This window comes from Pseudomonas sp. AC193 (assembly GCF_979258075.1).
Genome location: NZ_OZ409832.1, coordinates 212,750 through 237,500, shown reverse-complemented (window position 1 = coordinate 237,500; position 24,751 = coordinate 212,750). Strand labels below are relative to the sequence as shown.

The window sequence follows — 24,751 nt, the reverse complement described above, 5'->3', positions numbered from 1 at the left end:
CCAGGATAAACGCCATATAACTGCACAGGTGCAACACCACATAGGCGAAACACCAAAGCCCCAACTGCCGGCGAACCGCAATCCACCCCGCCCAACCGGTGAGTTTCTGCATCGGCGTCATGCTCAGGGTGATCAGCAACAACACCAAGGTTCCCAACCCCAGCCGATCGACCAACACTTTGCCGGGATCAGGGCCGAGCAAATCCTCAAGCGCTTGATACAACCAGAGCATCGGCCAGATCGCTGCCGCAATGAAAACGCCTATACGCCAGAACGGAAAGCGCATCAGTAGTTCTTCCGCAGATCGAGCCCTGTATATAAAGAAGCGACTTCATCCGAGTAGCCGTTGAACATCTGCGTATCGCGTACGTTCGGTTTGAACAAGCTATTCGGCAACCGTCGCTCGCGCGCCTGCGTCCAGCGTGGGTGATCAACCGTTGGATTCACGTTCGCGTAGAACCCATACTCATCCGCCGCAATGCTTTGCCAAGTGGTTTTCGGTTGCTCGCTGACCAGACTGATACGCACGATGGATTTGACGCTCTTGAAGCCATACTTCCACGGCACCACCAAACGCAGCGGCGCGCCGTTCTGATTTGGTAACTCGCGGCCATACATGCCCACCGCCAGAATCGCTAAAGGATTCATCGCCTCATCCAGACGCAAGCCTTCAACATACGGCCAGTCGATCAAGGCAAAACCGGAGCGCTGCCCCGGCATGGTTTTGGGATCCTGCAGCGTTTCAAAGCGGATGTACTTGGCATTAGCGTTTGGCTCGACTTGCTTGAGCAACGCCGAGATTGGAAAACCGATCCACGGAATCACCATCGACCACGCCTCTACACAGCGCAACCGATAGATACGTTCTTCCAGTTGATACGGTTTCATGAAGTCTTCCAGCGCATATCGCCCCGGCTTACCCACCTCGCCGTCTATCACCACACTCCACGGTTCGGTTTTCAGTGAGCCGGCATTCGCCGCCGGATCCCCCTTGTCGGTGCCGAACTCATAGAAGTTGTTGTAGTGAGTGGCGTCTTTAAAAGGTGTGATCGCCTCATCCTTGACGTTGACTGCTCCCCATTTAGTAGAGGACAGCTTATCGCTAAACCAGGCAGGCGCTTTACCGGCTTCGACATCGGCGTAGCGAGCGGCATCTTCGGCACTGGCCCAGCGTGGCAGGCTACTGACGGCGATGCCGGCAGCAGTGGCCCCGAGCAATTGGCGGCGCGAGAGATAAATGGATTCAGGTGTGACATCCGACTCGTTGCAGTCAGACGCTTTGGGGATTTTGATCAGCATGACAACTCCGCAGCTTTGGAGGACAGATGCACCCATAGACTGCGGAGTATGCGTGAAATTACATCACTCGGCTTTTTTGTGCCGACGAAGGTGCAACAAGTATTGCACCGGGCCGGATGCTGCATAGGCGAGGAACACCAACAGCAGAATGCGCGGCGGATCGCTGAACACAACGGCAAACACCAGCACCACGGCAAGAATCGCCACGAATGGCACGCGCCCTTTCAAGTCCAGCTCTTTAAAGCTGTTGTACTTGATGTTGCTGACCATCAGCATGCCGGCCGCCGCGACCATCAGCGCAACGAGGAACGACATCTTCGACCCCTGAATGCCGTAATCGCTGAACGCCCAGACAATACCCGCCACCACACCCGCCGCTGCCGGACTGGCCAGGCCGATGAAATAGCGTTTGTCTGCCGTGCCGACCTGGGTGTTGAAGCGCGCCAGACGCAATGCCGCGCCCGCGACATAGATGAAGGCGACCATCCAGCCGACCTTGCCCATATCACCCAACGCCCAACCGAACGCCAGCAGCGCCGGTGCGACACCGAACGCGACCATGTCCGACAGCGAGTCGTACTCGGCGCCGAAGGCACTTTGCGTATTGGTCATGCGCGCCACACGACCGTCGAGGCCGTCGAGCACCATGGCGACGAAAATCGCGATTGCGGCAAAGGCGAAATACTTGCTCGCGTTGACGGAATCCCCAGCACTCAATGCCGCCTGCGCGCTCATCGAGTTGATGATGGAGTAAAACCCTGCGAACAGGTTCGCAGTGGTGAATAGATTCGGCAGCAGATAGATACCACGATGCCGGACTTTACGACCTTCTGCGTCGTGCCCTTCTTCGATATGTTCATCGATGGGCAGCAGGCTTTCGGCGTCAGAAGCCTTGTTCGGCTCTTCGGGACGTTCGCTCATGGACATTACCTTGCAACGGTTTGGAGAAATTTCGACAGGTGCTTGAGGACGACAGTTCGGCCACAAACGCTGCAGCTTTATACCAGAACCACCGGCTCAAACGAAAAAACGCGGCCGAGGCCGCGTTTTCCGTACAAGAAGGACGACTTAGTTTTTGGCTTTGTCGACGATCTTGTTGGCACCGATCCACGGCATCATGGAGCGCAGTTGCTCGCCGATGATTTCGATACCGTGAGCGGCGTTGTTACGACGCTTGGCGGTCATCGAAGGGTAGCCGGTTGCGCCTTCGCTGATGAACATTTTGGCATATTCGCCGTCCTGAATACGTTTCAGGGCGTTGCGCATGGCCTGACGGGACTCGGCGTTGATCACTTCCGGGCCAGTCACGTACTCGCCGTATTCGGCGTTGTTGGAGATCGAGTAGTTCATGTTGGCGATGCCGCCTTCGTACATGAGGTCAACGATCAGCTTCAGTTCGTGCAGGCACTCGAAGTAGGCCATTTCCGGCGCGTAGCCAGCTTCAACCAGGGTTTCGAAACCGGCTTTAACCAGCTCAACGGTACCGCCGCACAGAACGGCTTGTTCGCCGAACAGGTCGGTTTCAGTCTCGTCCTTGAAGGTGGTTTCGATGATGCCGGTACGACCGCCACCAACGCCAGCAGCGTAGGACAGTGCAACGTTTTTAGCGTTGCCCGAGGCGTCCTGGTAGATCGCGATCAGGTCAGGGATACCGCCGCCTTTCACGAACTCGGAACGTACGGTGTGGCCTGGTGCTTTCGGCGCGATCATGATCACGTCGAGGTCGGCACGCGGAACAACCTGGTTGTAGTGAATCGCGAAGCCGTGGGAGAAGGCCAGGGTGGCGCCTTTCTTGATGTTCGGCTCGATTTCATTCTTGTACAGCGACGACTGGAACTCGTCCGGGGTCAGGATCATGACCAGGTCGGCAGCCGCAACAGCGGAAGCAACGTCAGTCACTTTCAGGCCGTGAGCTTCAGCTTTGGCAACGGTGGCCGAACCTTTACGCAGACCAACAGTAACGTCAACGCCGGAGTCTTTCAGGTTGCACGCTTGAGCGTGGCCTTGGGAACCGTAACCGATGATGGCAACTTTCTTGCCCTGGATGATCGACAGGTCGCAGTCTTTTTCGTAATAAACTTTCATGAAATTCCCCTATATATCCAGGCCGTTCAGGCCATTCGCTAATTTGGTTTAGATGCTGAGTACTTTGTCGCCGCGGGCAATGCCGGTCACGCCGCTACGGACGGTTTCCAGAATCGATGCGGTGCCGATGGACTGAATGAAGCTGTCGAGCTTGTCGCTGGTACCGGTCAGTTGAACGGTATACACGCTGGCGCTGACGTCGACGATCTGTCCACGGTAAATATCGGTGGTGCGTTTGATCTCGGCGCGCTGGGCGCCAGTGGCCTTGACCTTGACCAGCATCAGTTCGCGCTCGATGTGAGCACTTTCCGACAGGTCTCACCAGCTTGACCACTTCGATCAGCTTGTTCAGGTTTTTGGTGATCTGCTCGATGACTTCATCGTGGCCAACGGTGGTCAGCGTCAGACGCGACAGGGTCGGGTCTTCGGTCGGGGCCACGGTCAGGCTTTCGATGTTGTAGTTGCGCTGCGAGAACAGGCCGACTACGCGAGACAAAGCGCCGGGTTCGTTTTCCAGAAGCAAGGAAATAATGTGCCGCATGATTAAGTACGCTCCGTCTTGCTCAGCCACATATCGCGCATGGAGCCGTCTTTGATCTGCATCGGATAGACGTGCTCGCTGGTGTCGACCGAAACATCGATGATCACCAGGCGATCCTTCATGGCGAACGCTTCTGCCATCTTCGACTTCAAATCTTTCGATTCGGTGATGCGTACGCCGACGTGGCCGTAGGCTTCAGCCAGCTTGACGAAGTCAGGCAGCGATTCCATGTAGGAGTGCGAGTGACGGCTGCCGTAGCTCATGTCCTGCCACTGACGAACCATCCCCAGAACACCGTTGTTCAGGATGACGATTTTCACTGGCAAGCCGTATTGCAGGCAGGTCGACAGTTCCTGGATGTTCATCTGGATGCTGCCTTCGCCGGTCACGCAGGCAACGTCGTCATCCGGGAAGCTCAACTTGATGCCCATGGCCGCCGGGAAACCGAAGCCCATGGTGCCCAGACCACCGGAGTTGATCCAGCGATTCGGCTTGTTGAACGTGTAGTACTGCGCCGCGAACATCTGGTGCTGGCCCACGTCGGAAGTGATAAAGGCATCGCCCTTGGTCACTTCGCAGAGGGTTTCGATCACGGTTTGTGGCTTGATCAGGCTGCCGTCGCCCTTTTCATAAGGGAACAGGCCGCGATCACCGCGCCATTCATCAACCTGCTTCCACCAACTGGCCACGGACTCCTTGTTCGGGGTCTCGCCGATTTCCTTGAGGATCGCGACCATTTCGGTCAGGACGCTCTCAACCGGACCAACGATAGGCACGTCGGCCTTGATGGTCTTGGAAATCGAAGCCGGGTCGATGTCGATATGGATGATCTTGGCGTTCGGGCAGAACTTCGCCGGGCCGTTGATCACGCGATCGTCGAAACGCGCGCCGACCGCGAGGATCACGTCAGCATGGTGCATCGCCAGGTTGGCGGTGTAGCTGCCGTGCATGCCGAGCATGCCGATGAACTGACGATCAGTCCCCGGGAAACCACCCAGGCCCATCAAAGTGTTGGTCACGGGCAGGTTAAGCATTTTTGCCAGTTCGGTCAGCGGTGCGGAACCGTTGCCGAGAATCACGCCGCCACCGGAATAGAGCACTGGGCGCTTGGCCGCCAGAAGCATTTCTGCTGCCTTGCGGATTTGCCCGGAGTGACCGCGAACGGCCGGGCTGTAGGAACGCAGCTTGGCTTTCTTCGGGAAGATGTATTCGAATTTCTCGGCCGGGTTGGTCATGTCTTTCGGGATATCGACCACGACCGGGCCCGGACGACCGGATTGCGCCAGGTAGAAGGCCTTCTTCATGACTTCCGGGATTTCCGAAGCGTGCTTGATCATGAAGCTGTGCTTCACGATCGGCCGGGAGATACCGATCATGTCGGTTTCCTGGAACGCGTCGGTGCCGACCATGGTGCTTGGCACCTGACCGGAAATGATCACCATTGGAATCGAGTCCATATAGGCCGTGGCGATACCGGTGATGGCGTTTGTGGCGCCTGAACCGGAAGTCACCAATACCACGCCGGCTTTACCGGTGGCACGGGCGTAGCCGTCAGCCATATGGGTTGCCGCTTGTTCGTGACGAACCAGGATGTGATTCACTTCCGGTTCTTTGAACAGGGCATCGTAAACATGCAGGAGAGCACCACCCGGGTACCCGTAGATATATTTGACGCCTTCGTCACGCAAAAAGCGGACGAGCATCTCACCGCCAGATAAAAGCTCCACGTTGTTCACCTCTAAAACGCCAGAATACCGTCCACAAAAAAGGGGCGGGTCTTAATAGGTTTACTTCTCGGCAGAGCATGAGCGACGGTGGTCGCCGACTACGTCAGCACTGACTGAGCAAGTATTGGGATCGTCCCAGTGTTGCGGGCCTTTCCCACCCAGCGCGAGGTAACGCGTTGCGGGTGTAACAGGTCGGCGCGGATGTGCGCCTCATGATCTACCGAGTGGGTCTGCTTCTGGCAGTCCCTCTACAGCGGACTTTGGATTCTTCTGTTTCGCCCTCTCCAAGTCAAGCTGTCTATGTCACTAATTGTGGGTAAGCACATGAGAACGCAAGAAAAAACCTGAAAACCGCTACTCTGTTAGAGTCAATTGCGCAATTTTGCCAAGGATTCAGCATGCGAACGCTCCTCCTCACCCTGCTGATCGGCCTCAGCCCCTGGTGCATGGCCGCTCAGATCTACAAATGGGTCGACGCCCAAGGTGTCACGCATTTCGATGCGCAGCCGCCAGCGGGTCAGCCATCCACCACGCTACAGACACCCTCCTCGCCCCCGCCCAAAGCTGCGCCAATGCCTGGCAGCGGCGTGCTCGGCGACCAGAAGGCGATTGATGACCAGGTGAAGAAACAGGTCGCGGATCAGCAGGCGCAGCTCAAGCAGTTTTGTCAGCAGGCACGGACTAACCTTGCGCAGTTGCAGAACAATCCGCGTTTGAGGGAGGAAGTGCAGGGACAGATGCGACGGCTGGATGATGCGCAGCGTCAGGAGCGGATTGTTGAGGCGCAGAAACAGATTGCACAGAATTGTGAATAGATATGTGTTGGAGCTGCCGAAGGCTGCGATCTTTTGATGTTGTTTTTAAAACAGGATCAAAAGATCGCAGCCTTCGGCAGCTCCTACAGTTTCCGGTGTACACGCCGACAGGGTCGGGGTTACCGGGCCCCGAAAAGGATCGGGGGTTAACGTGAGGCGGTGATCAGCAGGTCGAACTCTTTGAGCAGCACCTGCAACTGACGATCCTTGCCACCCAGGTTGCGCTGGGCGAAGACCATTTCGGCCATTTCCTGAATGCCCGAGGCATTCGGCAGTGGCAGATCCTGCTCAAGGATCATTTTCATGCGCGGCAGGAAGATCCATTGCAGCCATTGTTCGAAGTCCAGCGTATCGACCGAAAACGGTTCGACACTGCTCAAGGCTTCTGCCGACGGCTGCACCTCATCCCACCAGCCCTGTGTGCGCAGTTCGCGCTCGATCAGCAGTAACTGATCGGCGATTTTCGGGAAACGTGCATCCATCACAGCGAAACCTTGGCCTTCTGACGGGCCTGAGCGGCGCCGGCGGAATCGCCTTGTTTCTCACGGGACTGCGCGATCAGTTCCCACAGACTGGCCTGCAGATCCGGACGACCGTTGGCCATGGTCAACGCGCGACGGGCGAACTGCTCGGCTTGCGGTGCATCGCCTTGAGCCATGCGTACCTGCGCGAGGCGATAAAGCACTTGCGGCTCACGCGGCGCGACACGTTGCGCACGCTCGAGGCTGGAGGACGCACCGTTGAGGTCGCCACCGGCCTGTTGCTGTTGCGCAGTGGTCAGCAAGGCGAGCACCGGACCGTCCAGTTGCTCGTCAGCCGACAAACCGCCGCCGCTGCTGGCCGAAGGAATCCCGCTCGGCGTCGACGGCATGTTGTAGGTGCCGGTATTGACCGGCGCCGACTCGACTGGCGCAGGGTTGTAAGGCCCCGCCGTGATACCGCCGGACGCCGGGCCCGGCACGATCGGCGAAGAGCTGATCGGCGTCGACACGGCAGCGCCGCCACCCGGCACCATCACCACCACGCCGGTATCACCCTGCGGAATGGCCTGAGTCTGGCCCTGCGCAGGACGCTTCACCGTGGTTTGACGGAAACCGCCATTGGCCGAAATGCGTTCGCTGTTGGACACCGCAGTCCCGGAATCAACCACCGGAATCGAACCACGCTGTACGGTAGAGCAGCCGCTGAGCAAAGCCACGGCGGTCACCGCTGGAATCAACCACTTGTTCACTTGAAACCCTCTTTGCTTAATTCATCCAGCCCTTGACCCAATCCATCACCGACTCGCCGGAAGCAGGCGTTTCGCTTGCGCACGCGGCGCCGGGTGGTGGTTCGCTGCCGCGAATATACGGCATCTGCACCGCGCCCGGGCAGTTGGCATCGGAGCCTTGTCCGGTGCGCGAATCCACCCATGCCTGAACGATGTTGTCCGGTTGCGGCATGTCCAGCGGCAGCGGGTCGGCCTTGCGCATGAAACTGGTCCAGACCTGCAACGCACCGGTAGCACCGGTGAACGGCGTCTTGCCGTTATCGTCGCGACCCAGCCAGACCACGGCCAGCAAGTCTTGGCTGAAGCCGGCGAACCAGCTGTCCCGCGAATCGTTACTGGTACCGGTCTTGCCCGCCAGCGTCAGGGTTTTCGGCAAGACGTTGTAAACCGAGCTACCGGTACCTTCACGCATCACGCGCTGCATGGCGTTCTGGATCAGGTAGATCGACGCCGGATCGAAACGCTGCTCGATCTGGAACGGATAACGCTTGAGCGGTTCGCCCTCGGCGGTCAATACGCTGCGAATCCCGCGCATCGGCGTGTTGAAACCGCCGTTGGCGAGGGTCTGGTACATGGTTGCCACTTCGATCGGGGTCATGCCGCCGGCACCCAGCAACATTGACGGGAACGCCGGGAACTCACGGGTTACGCCGAGGCGCCCGAGGGTTTTCAGCACGTTCGGCACACCAACTTCCAGACCCAGACGCGAGGTCGACAGGTTGTAGGAATGCGCCAGACCTTGATAGAGGAACACCGTGCCGTGGGAGCGACGATCGTAGTTCTGCGGTTTCCACACCTGACCGTCCGCGCCTTTGACCGACAACGGGTCATCCGACAGCCAACTGGTCAGCGTGTACTTGCTCGGTTTTTCCAGCGCGGTCAGGTACACCGCCGGTTTGATCAACGAACCCACCGGCCGCACGGCATCGAGCGCGCGGTTGAAGCCTGCGTAACTGGCCTGACGGCTGCCGATCATCGCCTGCACTTCGCCGGTTTCCGGGTTGGTCACGACCATCGCCGCTTCGACATCGTCGGAGCCTTTGCGCCCGGACAGACGTTTGAAAGTGTCGTTGACCGAGGCTTCCGCCTTCATCTGCAGAATCGGGTCGAAACTGGTGAAGATGCGCAGGCCTTCTTCGGTCAAGTCTTCGTCGCGATAGTCTTCACGCAACTGACGTTTGACCAGATCGATAAAGCCCGGGAAGGAACTGTCGGCCAGTTTGCCGCGGGTGGTTACACCCAGCGGCATTTTCTTCGCCGCCGCGACTTGCTCGGCGGTCGCCACACCTTGTTGCTCAAGCACGTCGAGCACCAGGTTACGACGCTCCAGCGCACGCTCCGGGTTACGACGCGGGTTGTAGTAGGACGGGCCTTTGACCATGCCGACCAGCAGCGCAACCTGATGCAGCTTCAGCTCGGACAATGGCTGGCCGAAGAAGAACTGGCTGGCCAGACCGAAACCGTGCACCGCACGCTGACCGTCCTGACCGACAAAGACTTCGTTGAGGTAGGCCTCAAGAATTTCTTTTTTGTCGTAATGCAGCTCCAGCAGCATCGCCATCATCGCTTCGGTGAGCTTGCGGGTCAGACTGCGTTCGCTGGTCAGGTAGAAGTTTTTCACCAACTGCTGGGTCAGCGTACTGCCGCCCTGAGTCATTTTGCCGCCCGAGGTGTTGACCCAGACAGCGCGGGCAATCGACTTCGGCGACACGCCCCAGTGGCTATAGAAATCGCGGTCTTCGACAGCCACCAGGGTTTCGAGCAGGTACGGCGGCACTTGATCAAGTTTGATCAGAATGCGGTCTTCAAGATTTTTCGGATAAATGCCGCCGATCATCAGCGGTTCAAGACGCACCACCGACAGCTTGGAACCGTTGGTCGCCGACAACTCGGCGACGTAATCGCCGGAGAAGCGCACGCGCACCGGTTGCGGTTTTTCCAGGCCTTCATAGAACTGGAAGCCACGGGTGTTCAGATCAACCGTGTTGCCGTTGACCGCAGCAGCACCGGGGCCGTTGCTCACGGCTTCGCGGCGATAGCCGAGGGCATCGAGTTCAGTGAGGAAATCGTCCTTGCTGAGCTTCTGTCCGACGAACAGCTCAAGCGGGCGCGCGTAAACCTTGGCCGGGATGGTCCAGCGCTTGCCGGAGAACTTCTCCTGCACCACGGCATCGAGGTAAACGGCGAAGCCGGCCAGCACGACAAGGCCGACCAGACTGAGTTTAATGGCCCAGCTCAACCACGGGCTAAGGCCCTTGGAAGGTGGTTTTTTCTTGGTACGGGGAGATCGAGTTCGAGTCATGGCGGCGGATTATACGCACTTTATTCATCCTCAACAGGAGCGCTCCGAGGTTTGCGTCAGGCTGGCGAGCGGCCATAATAGCCGCCTCGAATTTCCCCCCTCTCTGAAGGATCGCCCGTGAGCCAGTCACTGATCGCTGCCCTGCAAAACCCGGCCCTCTACCCGCACCCTGTCGAAGGGTTTCAGGTCATCGAAACGCACATCTCGTGGGTAATCCTCACCGGTCCGTTTGCTTATAAAGTGAAGAAGCCAGTGAATTTCGGCTTCCTCGACTTCACCGGCCTCGAATCGCGCGCGCACTTTTGCGCCGAAGAACTGCGTCTGAACCAGCGCCTGACCGATGATTTGTATCTGGAAGTGTTGCCAGTCACCGGTAGCGTCGAAGCACCGCAACTGGGCGGTGACGGCCCGGCCATCGAATACCTGCTGAAAATGCGCCAGTTCCCGCAGACCGGTATGCTCAGCACCCTGCAAGCGAATGGCGAGCTGACCACCCAGCACATTGATGAGATGGCGCAGCAGATCGCGCACTTCCACCTCACCGCGCCAAAAGTCCCGGCCGAACACGATGCTGGCACCCCGGAAAGCGTGATGGCGCCGGTGTCGCAAAACTTCGAACAAATCCTGCCGTTCCTCAGCGACAAAAATGACCTGCTGCAACTCGACGCACTGAAAGCCTGGGCCGAAAGCAGCTTCGAGCGCCTCAAGCCGCTGTTCACCCAGCGCAAGGCCGACGGTTTCACCCGTGAATGTCACGGTGACATCCACCTCGGCAACGCTACCGTCATCGACGGCAAAGTGGTGATCTTCGACTGCATCGAATTCAACGAGCCTTTCCGTTTCACTGACGTCTGGGCCGACACCGGTTTCCTCGCGATGGACCTGGAAGACCGTGGCCTGAAATCCCTCGCGCGCCGCTTCATCAGCCAGTACCTGGAGTTGACCGGCGATTACCAGGGTCTGGAAGTGCTGAACTTCTATAAAGCCTACCGTGCAATGGTTCGCGCAAAAGTGGCGCTGTTCAGCATGCCGGCCGACGCGACTCCGGTGCAGCGCGCGACCACCCTGCGTCAGTACCGCAACTACGCCAACCTGGCGGAAAGTTACAGCACCATTCCTTCGCGTTTCATGGCCATCACTCACGGCGTTTCCGCTGTCGGCAAGAGCCACGTGGCCATGCGTCTGGTTGAAGCACTGGGTGCCATTCGCCTGCGTTCCGACGTTGAGCGCAAGCGTCTGTTCGGCGAGCAAACCGTTGCCAATGATGTACAGGCCGGCATTTATAGCGCCGACGCCAGCACCGCGACTTACGCGCGCCTGCATGAAATCGCTGAAGTGATCCTGCACGCCGGTTTCCCGGTGGTTATCGACGCGACTTACCTCAAGCGCGAACAACGCGACAACGCGGCAAAAATTGCTGAAGCCACTGGCACGCCGTTCCTGATCCTCGACTGCAACGCGCCGCAAGCGGTGATCGAGAGCTGGCTGGCGATTCGTCAGGCCGACAAACAGGATCCGTCCGACGCCACGCTGGCTGTGATTGAAGCGCAACAAGCCAATCGTGAAGCGCTGACGCCGGAAGAAATTCTGCGCAGCAAACGCGTGCAAACCAACGAATCCGGCACCCTCGACACCGTGGTCGCACAGATCCGTCAACGCCTGCCGGGCCTGTAAGAAACTATTTCGGCCGTGAAGCCCTCGCTTGCTTCACGGCCGTCAAATAGTGGCACTATACTGGCGTCATAAAACCAACAGGTGATGTGACATGAGCCAGCCGAAACTTCTCGACACCCCGCTGTATGCCTTGCTGCATAAAGACGACATCACTGGTTTCAACAAGGAACGCCCGCAGGACGGCCCGATCGACATGGTCGGCGGCGATTTTCGTGGTCTCGATCTGCGCGAGCTGAATGCTGATGGCGTGGACTTCCGTGATGCGTATTTCCGTTCTGCTGATTTGCGCGGGATTGATTTCCGTAATGCATCGCTTGAAGGGGCGAGCCTCGCTCATGCGCAGATTTCCGGGGCGTATTTCCCGGCGGAGTTGAGTGCGGACGAGATTTTGATGTCGATGAATTTTGGTACGCGTTTGCGTTATCGCACTCGCTGACATACTCATCAGTCCCTGACACAGCACATTTCCTGTAGGAGTGAGCCTGCTCGCGATAGCGGTTCAACATTCAACAAATGTGCTGTCTGGATGTCCGTCATCGCGAGCAGGCTCACTCCTACACTGATATGTGTTTATCCCTCCTTTCTGCGTTCGCAGCCCTTTCAAGCGCCCTTTCTTAGAAGCTTTTGCGTCGAATCCGACCAAACAACCACGCTTTTCCTACTGATGGCTACACTCCTGAGAAGCTCGCCCACGCACCGTTCGGCCGTCGCAAGGAGGCTTGATGAATGATGAACTGCAACACCTGAAGAATCTTGGCAAGACGTCGGCGCAATGGCTGCATGCTGTGGGCATCCACAGCGCCTCGGACTTGCGTCGCCTGGGCGCGGTGGACGCCTACCGGGCCGTGCGTACCCGCGGGTTTCGCGCATCGAAGGTGTTGTTGTATGCGATCGAAGGCGCGCTGATGGACGTGCACTGGAACGACATTCCCGCCGAGCGCAAAGACGCGTTGAACAAGCAGCTCGACGCCATCTCCGCGCGTCACAAGAACTGACCGCTATGTATTTGCTGGGGGAACAATCGGCGCCAGTGGATGCGCTGATCAATCGCTTGCAGAATCTGCCCGCGCAATGGCTGCAAGGCCTTGAGCCGTGCAGTTTGGAGATCGAAGTCGAGGCGACTGAGGATTTGCTGGGGCAACTGCCGAGTGATCAGCTGTTTCTGCTCAGCGAGGGCGTGATCAGCGGCAGCATCGCTGGTCGAGCCCTGTTCTATTGGCAGGAAGGCGACTTGATCGGTCTGCAACGTGGCGAAGCCTGGATGGATTGCCGCTTGAGCAGTGACGGCGCACTGCGTCTTCTGCCTTATCGGCGCCGTGATCTGTTTCAGCATTTGTATGCAGAGCCCGCTCGGGCCGAGCAATTTCTCGAATACCTGCTGGGGCACACCGCGATACTGGCCCACGCCGTAGCAGAACTGAAGCCGCGCGAGTTTCGTAGTACCAATGGTTTCAAACGGGTCGAGGCCGGCGAAATCCTGATTCAACAAGGTGACGCCGCTGATCATGTTTTCGTGATCATCGACGGGCACGCCGAAGCGTTTGTTGATGGGCAGAAAGTCGGCGAAGTGCCCAAGGATGAAATTTTCGGCGCGATGGCGGTGTTCACCCGCGAGCCGCGCAACGCCACGGTGATCGCCCGTGAACCGAGTACCATCATGCTGATCCCCGGTGATCAATTTTTGAGCATGACCCGCAGCAATCCAAAGATCGCCCACAGCCTGATCGAGAGCATGGCGCGGCGCATCGGCCAGTTGAACCGGCAGATCACCCAGTTGATGTCGACTAACGGTTAACGCTCAAGTCCCTTGTTTACGGGGCGTTCTGGCCATTTCTCAGACTAAATCAAATAAATCCAGAATCAGGTGTTGACTCGGTAATGAGAATCGCTATGATTATCACAACTGGTCGCGAGATCAGTCGATATTCTGAAAAGCCCTTGGTTCGGACTCTCAGATTATCTCCTCATCAGGCTAATCACGGTTATTTGACCCGGTTTTTACCGGGTCTTTTTTTGCCCGTGGAAAAGTCATTTGCCGAACTGTTTGCGCATTTGCTCGCAGTAATCCTGCTTCGGCGTGACAGGAGTGAACCAGACGTAATCGGCCATTGCCGCAGTCATCTCACTGCCCTGCTCTGCCAACATCAAAACCGTCGGTGCTGCAGTGGCACCCAAATCCTCGACATGCACCGGCACACCGACATCCTTGCGCGCATGCCAGGCACCGGCGAGCAACAGCGAAGGCGTCGGTGCCGCGAACAAACGCTCAGCCATACGCCGATCACGCTGTTGCTGCACCGCCAGCATCGCCGGCATTTGAGATTCCGGAAGCAGGCCACAGTGCGAATCACTGATCTGCTCAAGCAACGTGCTTTTTACCGAGGCGGCACTGCTACGCTCCCCCTTCAAAACCGGCGGGTTGCGGTAGAAGGTGTGGATTTCGGCGGTGTCCAGATTTGCCGCCAGCAGCGGATACGGTTGCGTGAGCGCGAAACGAACGATCGGCCCGTAGAGATTCCAGTCCCAACCGTCCTGCCAGGCCAATGCAGCAGGAAGATCAGCAGGAGGCGTAGCGGCATGGCGCACTTGATCAACTTTCGATTGCTGCTCCGGCGTGAGCATTTCCAGCAACAGACTGCCCTGCGGCCGTTGCTCGCCGAGTGCCTGCAATAACCACAACTGCACCGCGTGATGATCGGCATTGTCATGTTGCTCGCCGACGATCACACGCTCAGGCTCGGCCAGTCGCATCAGCAATTGCTGCGCTGTCAGCACCTGACCGTTGCGCAGATCAAGAATTTCTCCAGCGGGCGGCGGCGCCACAGCCACATGCTGACACCCCGCCAACCACAACACCGCCAACAACCAGAATGCGCGCATGCACTCACCTCGATGAAAAACTCAGCGGGCGATGATCAGCGGATGCCCACGCTCCGGGTGCGGTTGCACCAATACTTCGAGACCGAACACGGCTTTGAGTGCGTCCGGGCGCAGCACTTGCTCCGGCGTATCCAGCGCGACCGGGCGCCCACCTTCAAGCAGCAACACCCGATCACAATAGCGCGCCGCCAGATTCAGATCATGCAGGATGACCAACACGGCGGCGCCGCGATCAGCGAACTCGCGCACGGCTTGCAACGTGGTGTGTTGATGCAGCGGATCGAGCATCGAAGTCGGCTCATCCAGTAACAACGTTTGCCCGGCTTGCCCCGGCCACAGTTGCGCCAACACCCGAGCCAGATGCACGCGCTGACGTTCGCCGCCGGACAACGCCAGATAACTGCGTCCGCTCAAATGCCCGGCATCGGCGGCTGCCAGCGCGGCAGCAATAATCTCGTCATCGCGCACTCGACCGCTTTGATAAGGCAAGCGGCCCATGCCGACCACTTCTTCAACGCGAAACGCAAAATCCAGCGTCGACACTTGCGGCAGTACGGCCAGACGTTGCGCCCGTTGCGTGCCCGTCCAATGCGTCAGCGCCTGGCCGTCGAGTGACACCTCGCCCTCGCTCGGTTTCAATTCACCGCACAAGGCGCCGAGCAACGTACTTTTGCCGGCACCATTGGGCCCGAGCACGCCAAGCACTTCACCCGGTTCGAGTTGCAGCGAAACTTCGCTGAGCACCGTTTTGCGGCCGCGATGGATGTGCAGATCGTGCGCTCGCAGCATCAGGCACGTCCTCGCAACAGCAGGTAAAGAAAGAACGGCGCACCGATAAACGCGGTGACGATACCGATCGGCAATTCCGCCGGCGCCAGCGCCAGCCGCGCCACCAGATCGGCGAGCAACAACAGGCTCGCCCCCGCCAGCACCGACGCCGGCAACAACACCCGATGATCCGGCCCCGCCAGCAAGCGCACCAGATGCGGCACTACCAGGCCAACAAAACCGATCATCCCGGCCGCCGCCACCGCCGCGCCAACACCCAGCGCCGTGCAGAACACCAACTCACGCTTGAGCTTCTCGACATCGATACCCAAATGCCCGGCTTCCGACTCGCCGAGCAATAACGCATTCAACGCCCGCGCCCGACGCGGCAGCCACAAGGCGACAGCGGCGCTGATGATCAGCAACGGCCACAACCGCGCGTAACTCGCACCATTGAGGCTGCCCAGATTCCAGAATGTCAGCGTGCGCAGAGTCGCGTCGTCCGCCAGATAAGTGAACAGTCCCACCGCCGAACTGGCCAGTGCCGTCAGGGCAATACCCGCCAGCAGCATGGTGGCGACATTGGTCTGGCCATTACGGCGACCGAGTCGGTACACCAGCGCCGTCACACCGAGGCCGCCGAGAAACGCGCACACCGACAACAGGTAAGGCCCGAACCACTCCGGCATGCCACCAAAAAACGAGCCGCCGACAATCGCGATCGCCGCGCCCAACGCCGCGCCACTGGAAACGCCGACCAGGCCCGGATCCGCCAGCGGATTGCGAAACAGCCCCTGCATCGCCACGCCGGACAACGCCAACACACCGCCGACCGCCAGGCCAAGCAAGGTTCGCGGCAGACGAATCTGCCCGAGAATCAGCTCAGCCTGTTCCAGCCCGTCCGGCGCCAGCGGCACACCGATCAGGCGCAACGCCGCCCGCAGCGTATCGAACAGCGGCAGGCTGACCGGCCCCAATGCCAACGACAACCAAATCGCCAGCAAACAAAGGAGGGTCAGGCCGATGAACAAGCCGCGGGGTTTGACCAGTGTGGTCATTGGCCGCTCTTGGCCGGGTAGAAACCGTCAGACAGGGTTTTCAACGCCGCCGGCAAACGTGGGCCGAGGCCGCCGACCAACAGCGTCGGATCCAACTCCAGCACCCGCCCGGTTTTGGCCGCGCGGCTTGAATTGAGAATCGGGTTTTCCTTGAACAACGCCGCTTTCGCCGCGTCACCGGTCAAGGCACGGTCGGCGAATACCAGGACTTCCGGATCAAGACTGGCAAGGGATTCCACCGAGAACGGTTTGTAACCGGTGTGCGTCGCCAGGTTATGCCCGCCCGCCTGTTGCAGCAGCCAGTCGGCGGCGGTGTCCTTGCCGGCGATCAACGGTTTACCACCGGCATGCCCGAGCAAGAGCAGCACGCCCGGGGCTTTCTGTTTCGAATGCGCGCCGGCAACCCGCACTTTTTGTGCGTCGAGTTGCTGTTGATAACTTGCCAGCAGTTGTTTGGCCTGAGCTTCAGCGCCGAGCAATTGACCGAGACGGGTCACGTTTATCTCAACCGTCGGCAGATCGGGCTGCGCCGAGAACAATTCCACCTGCACCTTGGCCGCTTTGACTTGCGACAGTACCGGCGGCGGGCCCATTTCTTCGGTGCCGATCAGAATGTCCGGGCGCAAACTGAGAATGCCCTCGGCGGAAAGGCTGCGCTGATAGCCGATGCTCGGCAGCGCTTTCAAAGATTCCGGATGCTGACTGGTGGTGTCGACGCCGACCAGTTTCGCCTCGCCGCCCAAGGCCGAAACCCACTCCGACAGCGCGCCGCCGGCACTCACCCAACGTTGCGGCAACTCAGCCGCTGCAGCCTGGTGGCTGACGAAAAGTCCGACACACAGCACAGCAACGCGGGTACTCAGGCGCATACACAGCTTCCTTGAACGTGGTTTTCCCGGGCATCGGGACGACAGGCCAAGTATCCTCGGCATCTGCCAGCCGCCCTGCGGACGAAGGCCGTCATTTGATAATTGTTTGCATTTAAACGTCAAGCTCGGACATATCCGGACACGAGCGGACACTAGAGGATAGTCATGAAGTTTCTCTGCGCAGGCGCCGATCTGGCCGAAGCGAAAAGCCGTGGTTTCGAGATCGATGGCAACAAGCTGTTCGCCGTGCGCCGCAGCGGCCAGGCCTACGTCTACCTTAATCGCTGCCCGCACCGGGGCGTGGGGCTGGAATGGCAACCCGACCAGTTTCTCGATTCGAGCAACAGCCTGATTCAGTGCGCCACCCACGGCGCACTGTTTCTGATCGAGGACGGTGAATGCGTGGCCGGGCCTTGCGCCGGGCAATCACTCACCGCCATCCCTTGCCGCGAGGACGCGCAAGGCCTGTGGATCGATGTTTAGCCGTTGAGCAGCACATCGAGGCGCCGATCGATGACCATCTCTTCATGGCTCAAGCGCACACCGTACGCCAGCACCTCGACGCCACACGCGACCGCTTCATGCAGTGCTTCGGCATACGCTGAATCAATTTCCCTGGCCGGGCGCACCGCCTCGATCCCGCTGAGATTGACGCAATACAACTGCACCGCTCGAATTCCGTCCCGCGCCAGATGCGCCAGCTCCCGCAGATGCTTGGCGCCGCGCTGGGTCACCGCATCCGGAAACGCTGCCACCGGCGTACCGTCGAAACCCAGCGTGACACTTTTCACTTCCACGTAAGCTGGGCCGCTCGGGTATTCGAGGCGAAAATCGATGCGACTTTTTTCCTGACCATAAGCGACTTCACGCTTCAACGCGGTAAAGCCGTTTAGCTCGGTGATGACACCAGTCTGCAAGGCTTCCTCGACCAAACCATTGGCCCGCGCGGTATTCACGCAAAACAGCCGGCCCTGCGGGGTTTCGCCGATTTCCCAGGTGCCGGGCAACTTGCGTTTGGGGTCATTAGAGCGGCTGAACCAGACCTGCCCGCCCTCGACCTGACAATTGAGCATCGAACCGGTGTTCGGGCAGTGAATGGTCAGTAACTCACCGTTAACCGTTTCGATATCGGCGAGGAAACGTTTGTAACGACGGATCAGTCGCGCTTCTTCAAGCTCTGGATAAAAGCGCATCAGCCTTGCCAACTCTTCAAGCCACGCGCGATGCGTTCCACCGCTTCTTGTAGGCGAGGGAGGTTTTGCGTGTAGGCAAAACGCACATGATGACTGGCCTGATAGCGACCGAAATCCAGCCCAGGCGTAAAAGCGACGTGCTCGGTTTCGAGGAAATGTCGGCAGAACGCGAAGGCATCACCGCCGAACTGGCTGATATCGGCGTACAAATAGAACGCGCCTTCAGGCTCCACGGCAATGTTGAAACCCAACTCGCGCAAGGCCGGCAACAGGAAGTCGCGACGACGGCCGAACTCGGCGCGACGTTCTTCGAGAATGGCGATGGTGTCCGGTTCGAAACAGGCCAGCGCGGCGTACTGGGCCATGCTCGGGGCGCTGATGTAGAGGTTCTGCGCGAGTTTTTCCAACTCGCTGACCGCTGCGTCCGGTGCCACCAGCCAGCCGAGTCGCCAGCCGGTCATGCCGAAATATTTGGAGAAACTGTTCAGCACGAAAGCACTGTCATCGACCTCCAGAACACTCGCCGCATCGGTGCCGTAGGTCAGGCCGTGATAGATCTCGTCCACCACCAGATGCCCGTGTCTGGCCTTGATGGCTGTGGATAACCCGGCGAGTTCATCGCGGGTCAGGATGGTGCCAGTCGGATTGGCCGGTGAGGCGACCAGTGCGCCGACGCTGTCGTGATCCCAATGACGCTCGACCAGATCCGGGGTCAGTTGATAACGCACGTCAGGCCCGACCGGCACCAACTGCGCCGCGCCCTCGACCAGACGCAGAAAGTGGCGGTTGCACGGGTAACCCGGATCCGCCAACAGCCAGTGTTTCCCGGGATCGACCAGCAACGCACTGGCGAGCAGTAACGCCCCGGAACCGCCCGGCGTGATCAGAATCCGCCGTGGATCGATGTTCAAACCATAACGCGATTGATAGAACCCGGCGATCGCCTCGCGCAGCTCAGGAATGCCGCGCGCGGCGGTGTAACGGGTTTTCCCGGCAGTTAGCGCCGCCTGCCCTGCGCGAATGATCGGCTCGGCCGTGGTGAAGTCCGGTTCGCCGATCTCCAGATGGATCACGTCGTGGCCTTCCGCCTGCAACTCATTGGCCCGCGCCAGCAACGCCATGACATGAAACGGTTCGATCGCACGACTGCGCGCACTGTAGGGCTGAGCCATTGGGTCTTTCCTTCAACGGAAAAAAGAGACGATTCTACCCATCTGCCGGAACGAGCGAGAACCCGCAGCGGTCACAGCCTCAAGAACGCTGGACTGTAACGATACGAGCGTACGCTCCAGGATTGACTAAAATCAGTGATTGAACAGGTCTCCACCACCGCCAGACACAGCTTGCCTGACTTTTACAAGCGCCACCCGCCGGGGCCTCGACATCCGGGAGTAGCGCGGGCCGAATTGATCTGGTAAGTTCGCCCGCTTGCAGCCGCAGGGCCGGCAGGTGTCGGTGATGGAGCAATCCTGCGCAATGGATTACAAGAGTAGAGGCGGTCGATTTCATGCCCACCCAAGCAAAGCAACAGCAGCAAACCACGATCAGCGGTTTCGAACCTTACGTTCCGGCGAAAGGTGAAGAGTACATGGGCGCCCCGATGCGCGCGCACTTCACCAAGGTTCTGAACAAGTGGAAACAGGAGTTGATGCAGGAAGTCGACCGCACTGTTGACCACATGAAAGACGAAGCTGCGAATTTCCCGGATCCGGCCGACCGTGCCAGCCAGGAAGAAGAGTTCGCTCTTGAGCTGCGCGCCCGCGACCGCGAGCGCAAGTTGATCAAGAAGATCGACAAGACGCTGCAACTGATCGAAGACGAAGAGTACGGCTGGTGTGATTCGTGCGGCGTCGAGATTGGTGTGAAGCGCCTCGAAGCACGCCCTACAGCCGACATGTGTGTCGACTGCAAGACCCTGGCGGAAATCAAGGAAAAGCAGGTCGGCAAGTAATCTCGACCTGAACGAAGAACGGAGCGTGCGAACGCTCCGTTTTTGTTTCTGCCTTTTGTCTTTGCCTTTGCCTTTGCCTTTGCCTTTTGTAGGAGTGAGCCTGCTCGCGATAGCGGTGGGTCAGTCAATATCGGTGTTGAATGTCACACCGCTATCGCGAGCAGGCTCACTCCTACAGGTTGACCTGCGTATAGCCTGAAAAGTAGCTTCGTTTCCATGACTGCCAAAAAATCCCCCGCCTATATAGGCCGCTTCGCCCCGACCCCCAGTGGCCATCTGCATTTCGGCTCGCTGGTCGCCGCCCTCGCCTCTTACCTCGACGCCCGTTCAGTCGGCGGTCGCTGGCTGGTGCGCATGGAAGATCTCGATCCGCCGCGTGAAGAACCCGGTGCGCAGACCGCGATTCTCAAGGCGCTGGAAAGCTACGGGTTCGAGTGGGACGGCGACATGGTGCGCCAGAGTGATCGGCACGACGCCTACGCCGACGTGCTCAACAGCCTGTTCAATCACGGTCTGGCCTACGCCTGCACCTGTTCGCGCAAACAGCTCGAAGCGTACAACGGCATTTATCCGGGCCTGTGCCGCAACGCCGGCCATGATCAACAAGACGCGGCGATCCGCCTGCGCGTGCCGGAACTGGAATACCATTTCATCGACCGCGTGCAGGGCGAGTACCGCCAGCACCTAGGCCGCGACGTCGGCGATTTTGTCATCCGCCGTCGCGACGGCCTCTACGCCTATCAACTGGCCGTGGTGCTCGATGATGCGTGGCAAGGCATCACCCACATCGTCCGTGGTGCCGATCTGCTCGACTCGACACCGCGCCAGCTCTACCTGCAAGAACTGTTGGGGCTGCGCCAACCGCGCTACCTGCACCTGCCGCTGATTACCCAACCGGACGGCAACAAGCTCGGCAAGTCCTACCGTTCGCCGCCGCTTGAAGCAGATCAAGCCACGCCATTGCTGCTGCGGGCCCTGCGTGCTTTGGGGCAAAATCCCGGCGCCGAACTGGCCCACGCCTCGCCGCAAGAATTGCTCAGTTGGGGCAGCAAGCATTGGGATGCGACGAAGATCCCGCGCACACTGACCCTGCCCGAAGCGCAACTGCTATGACGACACTTGCAGTCGCGCGCCCATCCGTTACCATCGCCGCACGTTTTCGGGCACGCGCATAAAAAAGAGAGGCCGGGATGTACATCTATCGCTTGGTCCTGCTTTTAGTCGTGGGGATCTACCTGTTTTCCCCCGCCATCATGGATTGGTGGATCGACGCTACGGGCGCCTGGTATCGCCCCTATCTGCTTTGGCTGATCCTGATTGTTGTGACCTTCATCCTGCAGAGCCAAAAAGATGCCGATGAGCTTTAGCCTGACCCAGATGATCCTGATCAGCGCCGCGTACCTGGCGGTGCTGTTCGGCGTTGCCTGGGTCAGCGAACGGGGCATGATCCCGCGCGCGATCATTCGCCACCCGCTGACGTACACCTTGTCGCTGGGGGTTTACGCCAGTGCGTGGGCGTTCTACGGCACGGTCGGCCTCGCGTATCAGTACGGCTACGGCTTTCTGTCCAGTTACCTCGGCGTGTCCGGCGCGTTTCTGCTGGCGCCGGTGTTGCTCTATCCGATCCTGAAAATCACCCGCACCTATCAACTGTCGTCGCTGGCGGATCTGTTTGCCTTTCGCTTTCGCAGCACCTGGGCCGGTGCGCTGACCACGATCTTCATGCTGATTGGCGTGTTGCCGTTGCTGGCGTTGCAGATTCAAGCGGTCGCCGATTCCATTGGTATCCTCACTGGCGAGCCGGTGCAGAGCCGCGTAGCGCTGGCGTTTTGTGCGCTGATCATCCTGTTCACGATTTTCTTCGGCTCCCGCCACATCGCCACCCGCGAGAAACACGAAGGGCTGGTGTTCGCGATTGCCTTTGAATCGGTGATCAAACTGGTTGCCCTCGGCGGCGTCGGTTTGTATGCGCTGTACGGCGTGTTCGACGGCCCGCAACAACTTGAGGTGTGGCTGCTGCAAAACCAGACCGCCCTCGCCGCGCTGCACACGCCATTGCAGGAGGGCCCGTGGCGCACGCTGTTGCTGGTGTTCTTCGCTTCGGCGATCGTGATGCCGCACATGTATCACATGACGTTTACCGAAAACCTCAATCCACGCTCGTTGGTCAGTGCGAGCTGGGGTTTGCCGCTGTTCCTGCTGTTGATGAGCCTGGCGGTACCGCTGATTTTGTGGGCCGGTCTGAAACTGGGCGCGACGACCAATCCGGAATATTTCACCCTCGGCATCGGCATCGCCGCCAACAGCAAACCGCTGGCGTTGCTCGCTTACGTCGGTGGTTTATCAGCGGCCAGCGGCCTAATCATCGTCACCACGCTCGCGCTGTCGGGCATGGCGCTGAACCACCTGGTGCTGCCGCTTTATCAGCCGCCGGCCGAAGGCAATATCTACCGTTGGTTGAAATGGACGCGCCGCGCGCTGATCGTCGCGATCATCATGGCTGGTTTCGGTTTCTACCTGATGCTTGGCGCCGAGCAGGATCTGGCCAACCTTGGCATTGTTGCGTTTGTCGCGACCCTGCAATTCCTCCCGGGCGTGCTGTCTGTGTTGTATTGGCCGACCGCCAATCGCCGTGGCTTTATTGCCGGCCTGTTGGTGGGGATTCTGGTCTGGGTCGTGACCATGCTGTTGCCGCTGGTCGGCAATCTGCAGGGTTTCTACATCCCGCTGCTGAACATGATTTACGTGCTCGACGACACCAGTTGGCACATGGCCGCGATTGCCTCGCTGGCGGCCAACGTGTTGATGTTTACGCTGATCTCGCTGTTCACCAACGCCAGCCCCGAAGAAGCCAGCGCCGCCGAAGCCTGCGCTGTGGATAACGTGCGTCGCCCGCAACGCCGCGAATTGCATGCCGCATCGCCGCAAGAATTCGCCACGCAATTGGCGAAACCGCTGGGCGCCAAGGCTGCGCAGAAAGAAGTCGAACAAGCGTTGCGTGACCTTTATCTGCCGTTCGATGAACGTCGTCCGTACGCGTTGCGCCGTTTGCGCGACCGCATCGAGGCCAACCTTTCCGGCCTGATGGGCCCGAGCGTGGCGCAGGACATGGTCGAAACCTTCCTGCCTTATAAGGCGGGCGGCGAAAACTATGTCACCGAAGACATCCACTTTATTGAAAGCCGTCTAGAGGATTACCACTCGCGCCTCACAGGTTTAGCCGCCGAACTCGATGCCTTGCGCCGTTACCACCGGCAGACCCTGCAGGAACTGCCGATGGGCGTCTGCTCGCTGGCCAAGGATCAAGAGATCCTGATGTGGAACAAGGCCATGGAAGAACTCACCGGGATCGCCGCGCAGCGCGTGGTCGGTTCGCGCCTGAGCACCATCGGCGAGCCATGGAAAGAATTGTTGCAAGGCTTCATCAATCTGCCCGACGAGCATTTGCACAAACAGCATCTGGCCCTCGACGGCCAGACCCGCTGGCTGAACCTGCACAAAGCGGCCATCGATGAGCCGCTCGCACCGGGTAACAGTGGTCTGGTGTTACTGGTTGAAGACTTGACCGAAACACAGATGCTCGAAGACAAACTGGTGCACTCCGAACGTCTGGCGAGCATCGGGCGCCTCGCAGCGGGTGTGGCCCACGAAATCGGCAACCCGGTCACCGGCATCGCCTGTCTGGCGCAAAACCTGCGCGAAGAGCGCGAAGAAGACGACGAACTGACGGAAATCAGCGGGCAGATTCTCGAACAGACCAAACGCATATCGCGCATCGTCCAGTCGCTGATGAGTTTCGCCCACGCTGGCAGCCATCAACACAGTGACGAGCCGGTTTGTCTGGCGGAAGTGGCGCAGGACGCGATTGGCCTGCTGGCGCTGAACCGACGAAATTTCGAAGTGCAGTTCTACAACCTGTGCGATCCCGATCACTGGGTCGAAGGCGATCCGCAGCGGCTCGCGCAGGTGTTGATCAATCTGCTTTCAAACGCCCGCGACGCCTCGCCGCCGCACAGTGCGGTACGGGTGAAAAGCGAAGCCGGCGAACACACGGTCGATCTGATCGTCGAAGACGAAGGCAGCGGTATTCCGAAGAACATCATGGACAGATTGTTCGAACCCTTCTTCACCACCAAGGATCCTGGCGAAGGCACCGGTCTGGGCCTTGCACTGGTCTATTCCATCGTTGAAGAGCATTATGGACAAATCACCATCGACAGCCCGGCTGATGTACAAAGCCAACGCGGCACCCGTATTCGGGTGACATTGCCGCGTCATGTCGAAGCGACGTCCGCTGTGAACTGAGACCGTCGAGAGTA

The 24,751-nt window shown here is 59.2% G+C and carries 24 protein-coding genes and 1 pseudogene (1 of these 25 only partly in view); 10 read left to right on the top strand and 15 right to left on the bottom strand.

All coding sequences use genetic code 11. The features are described from left to right. From msrQ to ACZZ0D_RS01100, 6 genes and pseudogenes are all read right to left on the bottom strand, one after another. Positions 1 to 286, bottom strand: the start of a protein-coding gene (gene msrQ / locus ACZZ0D_RS01125) for a protein-methionine-sulfoxide reductase heme-binding subunit MsrQ (RefSeq protein ID WP_159815126.1). It extends 338 nt beyond the left edge of the window; only the first 286 of its 624 coding nucleotides appear in the window; its start codon is at positions 284 to 286; its stop codon lies off the left edge, out of view. After that, complete coding sequence (gene msrP / locus ACZZ0D_RS01120; RefSeq protein WP_463552266.1) at positions 286 to 1,299, bottom strand: protein-methionine-sulfoxide reductase catalytic subunit MsrP; 1,014 nt, start codon at positions 1,297 to 1,299, stop codon at positions 286 to 288. The genes msrQ and msrP overlap by 1 nt, the downstream gene beginning before the upstream one ends. Before the next feature lie 63 nt (positions 1,300 to 1,362). Further along, positions 1,363 to 2,220 carry a CDP-diacylglycerol--serine O-phosphatidyltransferase gene (pssA, locus tag ACZZ0D_RS01115; RefSeq protein ID WP_053123855.1) on the bottom strand — a complete coding sequence of 286 codons (858 nt, stop codon included), beginning with the start codon at positions 2,218 to 2,220 and terminating at the stop codon, positions 1,363 to 1,365. A gap of 147 nt (positions 2,221 to 2,367) precedes the next feature. Further along, complete coding sequence (ilvC, locus tag ACZZ0D_RS01110; protein ID WP_053123857.1) at positions 2,368 to 3,384, bottom strand: ketol-acid reductoisomerase; 1,017 nt, start codon at positions 3,382 to 3,384, stop codon at positions 2,368 to 2,370. A 48-nt stretch (positions 3,385 to 3,432) separates the two neighbouring features. Continuing rightward, positions 3,433 to 3,925: pseudogene (gene ilvN, locus ACZZ0D_RS01105) on the bottom strand (acetolactate synthase small subunit). Between the two features lie 2 nt (positions 3,926 to 3,927). Then, positions 3,928 to 5,652 (bottom strand): acetolactate synthase 3 large subunit, encoded by a 1,725-nt coding sequence (locus tag ACZZ0D_RS01100; protein ID WP_463552265.1) that lies wholly within the window; start codon positions 5,650 to 5,652, stop codon positions 3,928 to 3,930. Between the two features lie 398 nt (positions 5,653 to 6,050). On the opposite strand from ACZZ0D_RS01100, the gene ACZZ0D_RS01095 reads away from it, so the two are divergent. Continuing rightward, a complete protein-coding gene (locus ACZZ0D_RS01095) occupies positions 6,051 to 6,467 on the top strand; it encodes a DUF4124 domain-containing protein (RefSeq protein ID WP_463552264.1) in 417 nt (138 codons plus the stop codon). A 146-nt stretch (positions 6,468 to 6,613) separates the two neighbouring features. Here the strand turns inward: ACZZ0D_RS01095 and ACZZ0D_RS01090 are convergent, their stop codons facing one another. The 3 genes from ACZZ0D_RS01090 to mrcB are packed head-to-tail and all read right to left on the bottom strand — an operon-like array spanning position 6,614 to position 10,039. Continuing rightward, the gene (locus ACZZ0D_RS01090) at positions 6,614 to 6,949 is read right to left on the bottom strand and encodes a YqcC family protein (protein WP_053123861.1); all 336 of its coding nucleotides are present in this window, start codon (positions 6,947 to 6,949) and stop codon (positions 6,614 to 6,616) included. Continuing rightward, positions 6,949 to 7,698, bottom strand: coding sequence for a hypothetical protein (locus ACZZ0D_RS01085; RefSeq protein WP_053123863.1), 750 nt, complete (start codon positions 7,696 to 7,698; stop codon positions 6,949 to 6,951). The genes ACZZ0D_RS01090 and ACZZ0D_RS01085 overlap by 1 nt, the downstream gene beginning before the upstream one ends. Before the next feature lie 16 nt (positions 7,699 to 7,714). After that, complete coding sequence (mrcB, locus tag ACZZ0D_RS01080) at positions 7,715 to 10,039, bottom strand: penicillin-binding protein 1B (RefSeq protein WP_212550780.1); 2,325 nt, start codon at positions 10,037 to 10,039, stop codon at positions 7,715 to 7,717. Positions 10,040 to 10,156: 117 nt separating this feature from the next. On the opposite strand from mrcB, the gene ACZZ0D_RS01075 reads away from it, so the two are divergent. From ACZZ0D_RS01075 to ACZZ0D_RS01060, 4 genes are all read left to right on the top strand, one after another. Then, positions 10,157 to 11,713, top strand: coding sequence for a bifunctional aminoglycoside phosphotransferase/ATP-binding protein (locus tag ACZZ0D_RS01075; RefSeq protein WP_463552263.1), 1,557 nt, complete (start codon positions 10,157 to 10,159; stop codon positions 11,711 to 11,713). A 91-nt stretch (positions 11,714 to 11,804) separates the two neighbouring features. Then, positions 11,805 to 12,149, top strand: coding sequence for a pentapeptide repeat-containing protein (locus ACZZ0D_RS01070; RefSeq protein WP_053123868.1), 345 nt, complete (start codon positions 11,805 to 11,807; stop codon positions 12,147 to 12,149). Positions 12,150 to 12,435: 286 nt separating this feature from the next. Then, positions 12,436 to 12,708, top strand: coding sequence for a TfoX/Sxy family protein (locus ACZZ0D_RS01065; protein ID WP_053123870.1), 273 nt, complete (start codon positions 12,436 to 12,438; stop codon positions 12,706 to 12,708). Positions 12,709 to 12,713: 5 nt separating this feature from the next. Then, the gene (locus ACZZ0D_RS01060) at positions 12,714 to 13,508 is read left to right on the top strand and encodes a Crp/Fnr family transcriptional regulator (RefSeq protein ID WP_463552262.1); all 795 of its coding nucleotides are present in this window, start codon (positions 12,714 to 12,716) and stop codon (positions 13,506 to 13,508) included. Between the two features lie 233 nt (positions 13,509 to 13,741). On the opposite strand, the gene ACZZ0D_RS01055 is transcribed toward ACZZ0D_RS01060, so the two are convergent. The 4 genes from ACZZ0D_RS01055 to ACZZ0D_RS01040 are packed head-to-tail and all read right to left on the bottom strand — an operon-like array spanning position 13,742 to position 17,288. Then, on the bottom strand, positions 13,742 to 14,593 hold the full coding sequence (locus ACZZ0D_RS01055) for a ChaN family lipoprotein (protein ID WP_463552261.1): 852 nt from the start codon (positions 14,591 to 14,593) through the stop codon (positions 13,742 to 13,744). 21 nt (positions 14,594 to 14,614) lie between these two features. Beyond that, on the bottom strand, positions 14,615 to 15,382 hold the full coding sequence (locus ACZZ0D_RS01050) for a heme ABC transporter ATP-binding protein (protein ID WP_463552260.1): 768 nt from the start codon (positions 15,380 to 15,382) through the stop codon (positions 14,615 to 14,617). Further along, positions 15,382 to 16,365 (bottom strand): FecCD family ABC transporter permease, encoded by a 984-nt coding sequence (locus tag ACZZ0D_RS01045; RefSeq protein WP_212545838.1) that lies wholly within the window; start codon positions 16,363 to 16,365, stop codon positions 15,382 to 15,384. Before ACZZ0D_RS01045 ends, ACZZ0D_RS01050 begins: the two co-directional genes overlap by 1 nt. Positions 16,366 to 16,415: 50 nt before the next feature. Then, positions 16,416 to 17,288 carry a heme/hemin ABC transporter substrate-binding protein gene (locus tag ACZZ0D_RS01040; protein WP_463552259.1) on the bottom strand — a complete coding sequence of 291 codons (873 nt, stop codon included), beginning with the start codon at positions 17,286 to 17,288 and terminating at the stop codon, positions 16,416 to 16,418. A gap of 165 nt (positions 17,289 to 17,453) precedes the next feature. Here ACZZ0D_RS01040 and ACZZ0D_RS01035 point away from each other — a divergent pair, with 165 nt between their 5' ends. Further along, the gene (locus ACZZ0D_RS01035; protein WP_463552258.1) at positions 17,454 to 17,771 is read left to right on the top strand and encodes a Rieske (2Fe-2S) protein; all 318 of its coding nucleotides are present in this window, start codon (positions 17,454 to 17,456) and stop codon (positions 17,769 to 17,771) included. Here ACZZ0D_RS01035 and sfsA read toward each other — a convergent pair. Both sfsA and ACZZ0D_RS01025 read right to left on the bottom strand, forming a co-directional pair. Beyond that, the gene (gene sfsA / locus ACZZ0D_RS01030; RefSeq protein ID WP_212550786.1) at positions 17,768 to 18,481 is read right to left on the bottom strand and encodes a DNA/RNA nuclease SfsA; all 714 of its coding nucleotides are present in this window, start codon (positions 18,479 to 18,481) and stop codon (positions 17,768 to 17,770) included. The two genes, ACZZ0D_RS01035 and sfsA, sit on opposite strands and share 4 nt — an antisense overlap. Then, complete coding sequence (locus ACZZ0D_RS01025; RefSeq protein WP_053123886.1) at positions 18,481 to 19,653, bottom strand: pyridoxal phosphate-dependent aminotransferase; 1,173 nt, start codon at positions 19,651 to 19,653, stop codon at positions 18,481 to 18,483. Before ACZZ0D_RS01025 ends, sfsA begins: the two co-directional genes overlap by 1 nt. 335 nt (positions 19,654 to 19,988) lie before the next feature. Here ACZZ0D_RS01025 and dksA point away from each other — a divergent pair, with 335 nt between their 5' ends. The 4 genes from dksA to ACZZ0D_RS01005 all read left to right on the top strand — a co-directional run bounded on the left by dksA (position 19,989) and on the right by ACZZ0D_RS01005 (position 24,737). Continuing rightward, positions 19,989 to 20,432, top strand: coding sequence for an RNA polymerase-binding protein DksA (gene dksA / locus ACZZ0D_RS01020; RefSeq protein ID WP_053123888.1), 444 nt, complete (start codon positions 19,989 to 19,991; stop codon positions 20,430 to 20,432). A 216-nt stretch (positions 20,433 to 20,648) separates the two neighbouring features. Beyond that, entirely contained in the window at positions 20,649 to 21,545 is an 897-nt protein-coding gene (gene gluQRS / locus ACZZ0D_RS01015; RefSeq protein ID WP_463552257.1) for a tRNA glutamyl-Q(34) synthetase GluQRS, read from the top strand. Positions 21,546 to 21,622: 77 nt separating this feature from the next. Continuing rightward, positions 21,623 to 21,799 (top strand): hypothetical protein, encoded by a 177-nt coding sequence (locus ACZZ0D_RS01010; protein ID WP_003176118.1) that lies wholly within the window; start codon positions 21,623 to 21,625, stop codon positions 21,797 to 21,799. Further along, on the top strand, positions 21,783 to 24,737 hold the full coding sequence (locus ACZZ0D_RS01005) for a sensor histidine kinase (protein ID WP_463552256.1): 2,955 nt from the start codon (positions 21,783 to 21,785) through the stop codon (positions 24,735 to 24,737). The genes ACZZ0D_RS01010 and ACZZ0D_RS01005 overlap by 17 nt, the downstream gene beginning before the upstream one ends. The last annotated feature ends 14 nt before the right edge of the window (positions 24,738 to 24,751 follow it).

Excerpts from the sequence above, each read along its gene's own strand:
- msrP (WP_463552266.1), bottom strand. The coding sequence starts at position 1,299 with ATGCTGATCAAAATCCCCAAAGCGTCTGACTGCAACGAGTCGGATGTC.
- pssA (WP_053123855.1), bottom strand. The coding sequence starts at position 2,220 with ATGAGCGAACGTCCCGAAGAGCCGAACAAGGCTTCTGACGCCGAAAGC.
- ilvC (WP_053123857.1), bottom strand. The coding sequence starts at position 3,384 with ATGAAAGTTTATTACGAAAAAGACTGCGACCTGTCGATCATCCAGGGC.
- ACZZ0D_RS01095 (WP_463552264.1), top strand. The coding sequence starts at position 6,051 with ATGCGAACGCTCCTCCTCACCCTGCTGATCGGCCTCAGCCCCTGGTGC.
- ACZZ0D_RS01090 (WP_053123861.1), bottom strand. The coding sequence starts at position 6,949 with ATGGATGCACGTTTCCCGAAAATCGCCGATCAGTTACTGCTGATCGAG.
- mrcB (WP_212550780.1), bottom strand. The coding sequence starts at position 10,039 with ATGACTCGAACTCGATCTCCCCGTACCAAGAAAAAACCACCTTCCAAG.
- ACZZ0D_RS01070 (WP_053123868.1), top strand. The coding sequence starts at position 11,805 with ATGAGCCAGCCGAAACTTCTCGACACCCCGCTGTATGCCTTGCTGCAT.
- ACZZ0D_RS01065 (WP_053123870.1), top strand. The coding sequence starts at position 12,436 with ATGAATGATGAACTGCAACACCTGAAGAATCTTGGCAAGACGTCGGCG.
- ACZZ0D_RS01060 (WP_463552262.1), top strand. The coding sequence starts at position 12,714 with ATGTATTTGCTGGGGGAACAATCGGCGCCAGTGGATGCGCTGATCAAT.
- ACZZ0D_RS01055 (WP_463552261.1), bottom strand. The coding sequence starts at position 14,593 with ATGCGCGCATTCTGGTTGTTGGCGGTGTTGTGGTTGGCGGGGTGTCAG.
- ACZZ0D_RS01050 (WP_463552260.1), bottom strand. The coding sequence starts at position 15,382 with ATGCTGCGAGCGCACGATCTGCACATCCATCGCGGCCGCAAAACGGTG.
- ACZZ0D_RS01040 (WP_463552259.1), bottom strand. The coding sequence starts at position 17,288 with ATGCGCCTGAGTACCCGCGTTGCTGTGCTGTGTGTCGGACTTTTCGTC.
- ACZZ0D_RS01035 (WP_463552258.1), top strand. The coding sequence starts at position 17,454 with ATGAAGTTTCTCTGCGCAGGCGCCGATCTGGCCGAAGCGAAAAGCCGT.
- sfsA (WP_212550786.1), bottom strand. The coding sequence starts at position 18,481 with ATGCGCTTTTATCCAGAGCTTGAAGAAGCGCGACTGATCCGTCGTTAC.
- ACZZ0D_RS01025 (WP_053123886.1), bottom strand. The coding sequence starts at position 19,653 with ATGGCTCAGCCCTACAGTGCGCGCAGTCGTGCGATCGAACCGTTTCAT.
- dksA (WP_053123888.1), top strand. The coding sequence starts at position 19,989 with ATGCCCACCCAAGCAAAGCAACAGCAGCAAACCACGATCAGCGGTTTC.
- gluQRS (WP_463552257.1), top strand. The coding sequence starts at position 20,649 with ATGACTGCCAAAAAATCCCCCGCCTATATAGGCCGCTTCGCCCCGACC.
- ACZZ0D_RS01010 (WP_003176118.1), top strand. The coding sequence starts at position 21,623 with ATGTACATCTATCGCTTGGTCCTGCTTTTAGTCGTGGGGATCTACCTG.
- ACZZ0D_RS01005 (WP_463552256.1), top strand. The coding sequence starts at position 21,783 with ATGCCGATGAGCTTTAGCCTGACCCAGATGATCCTGATCAGCGCCGCG.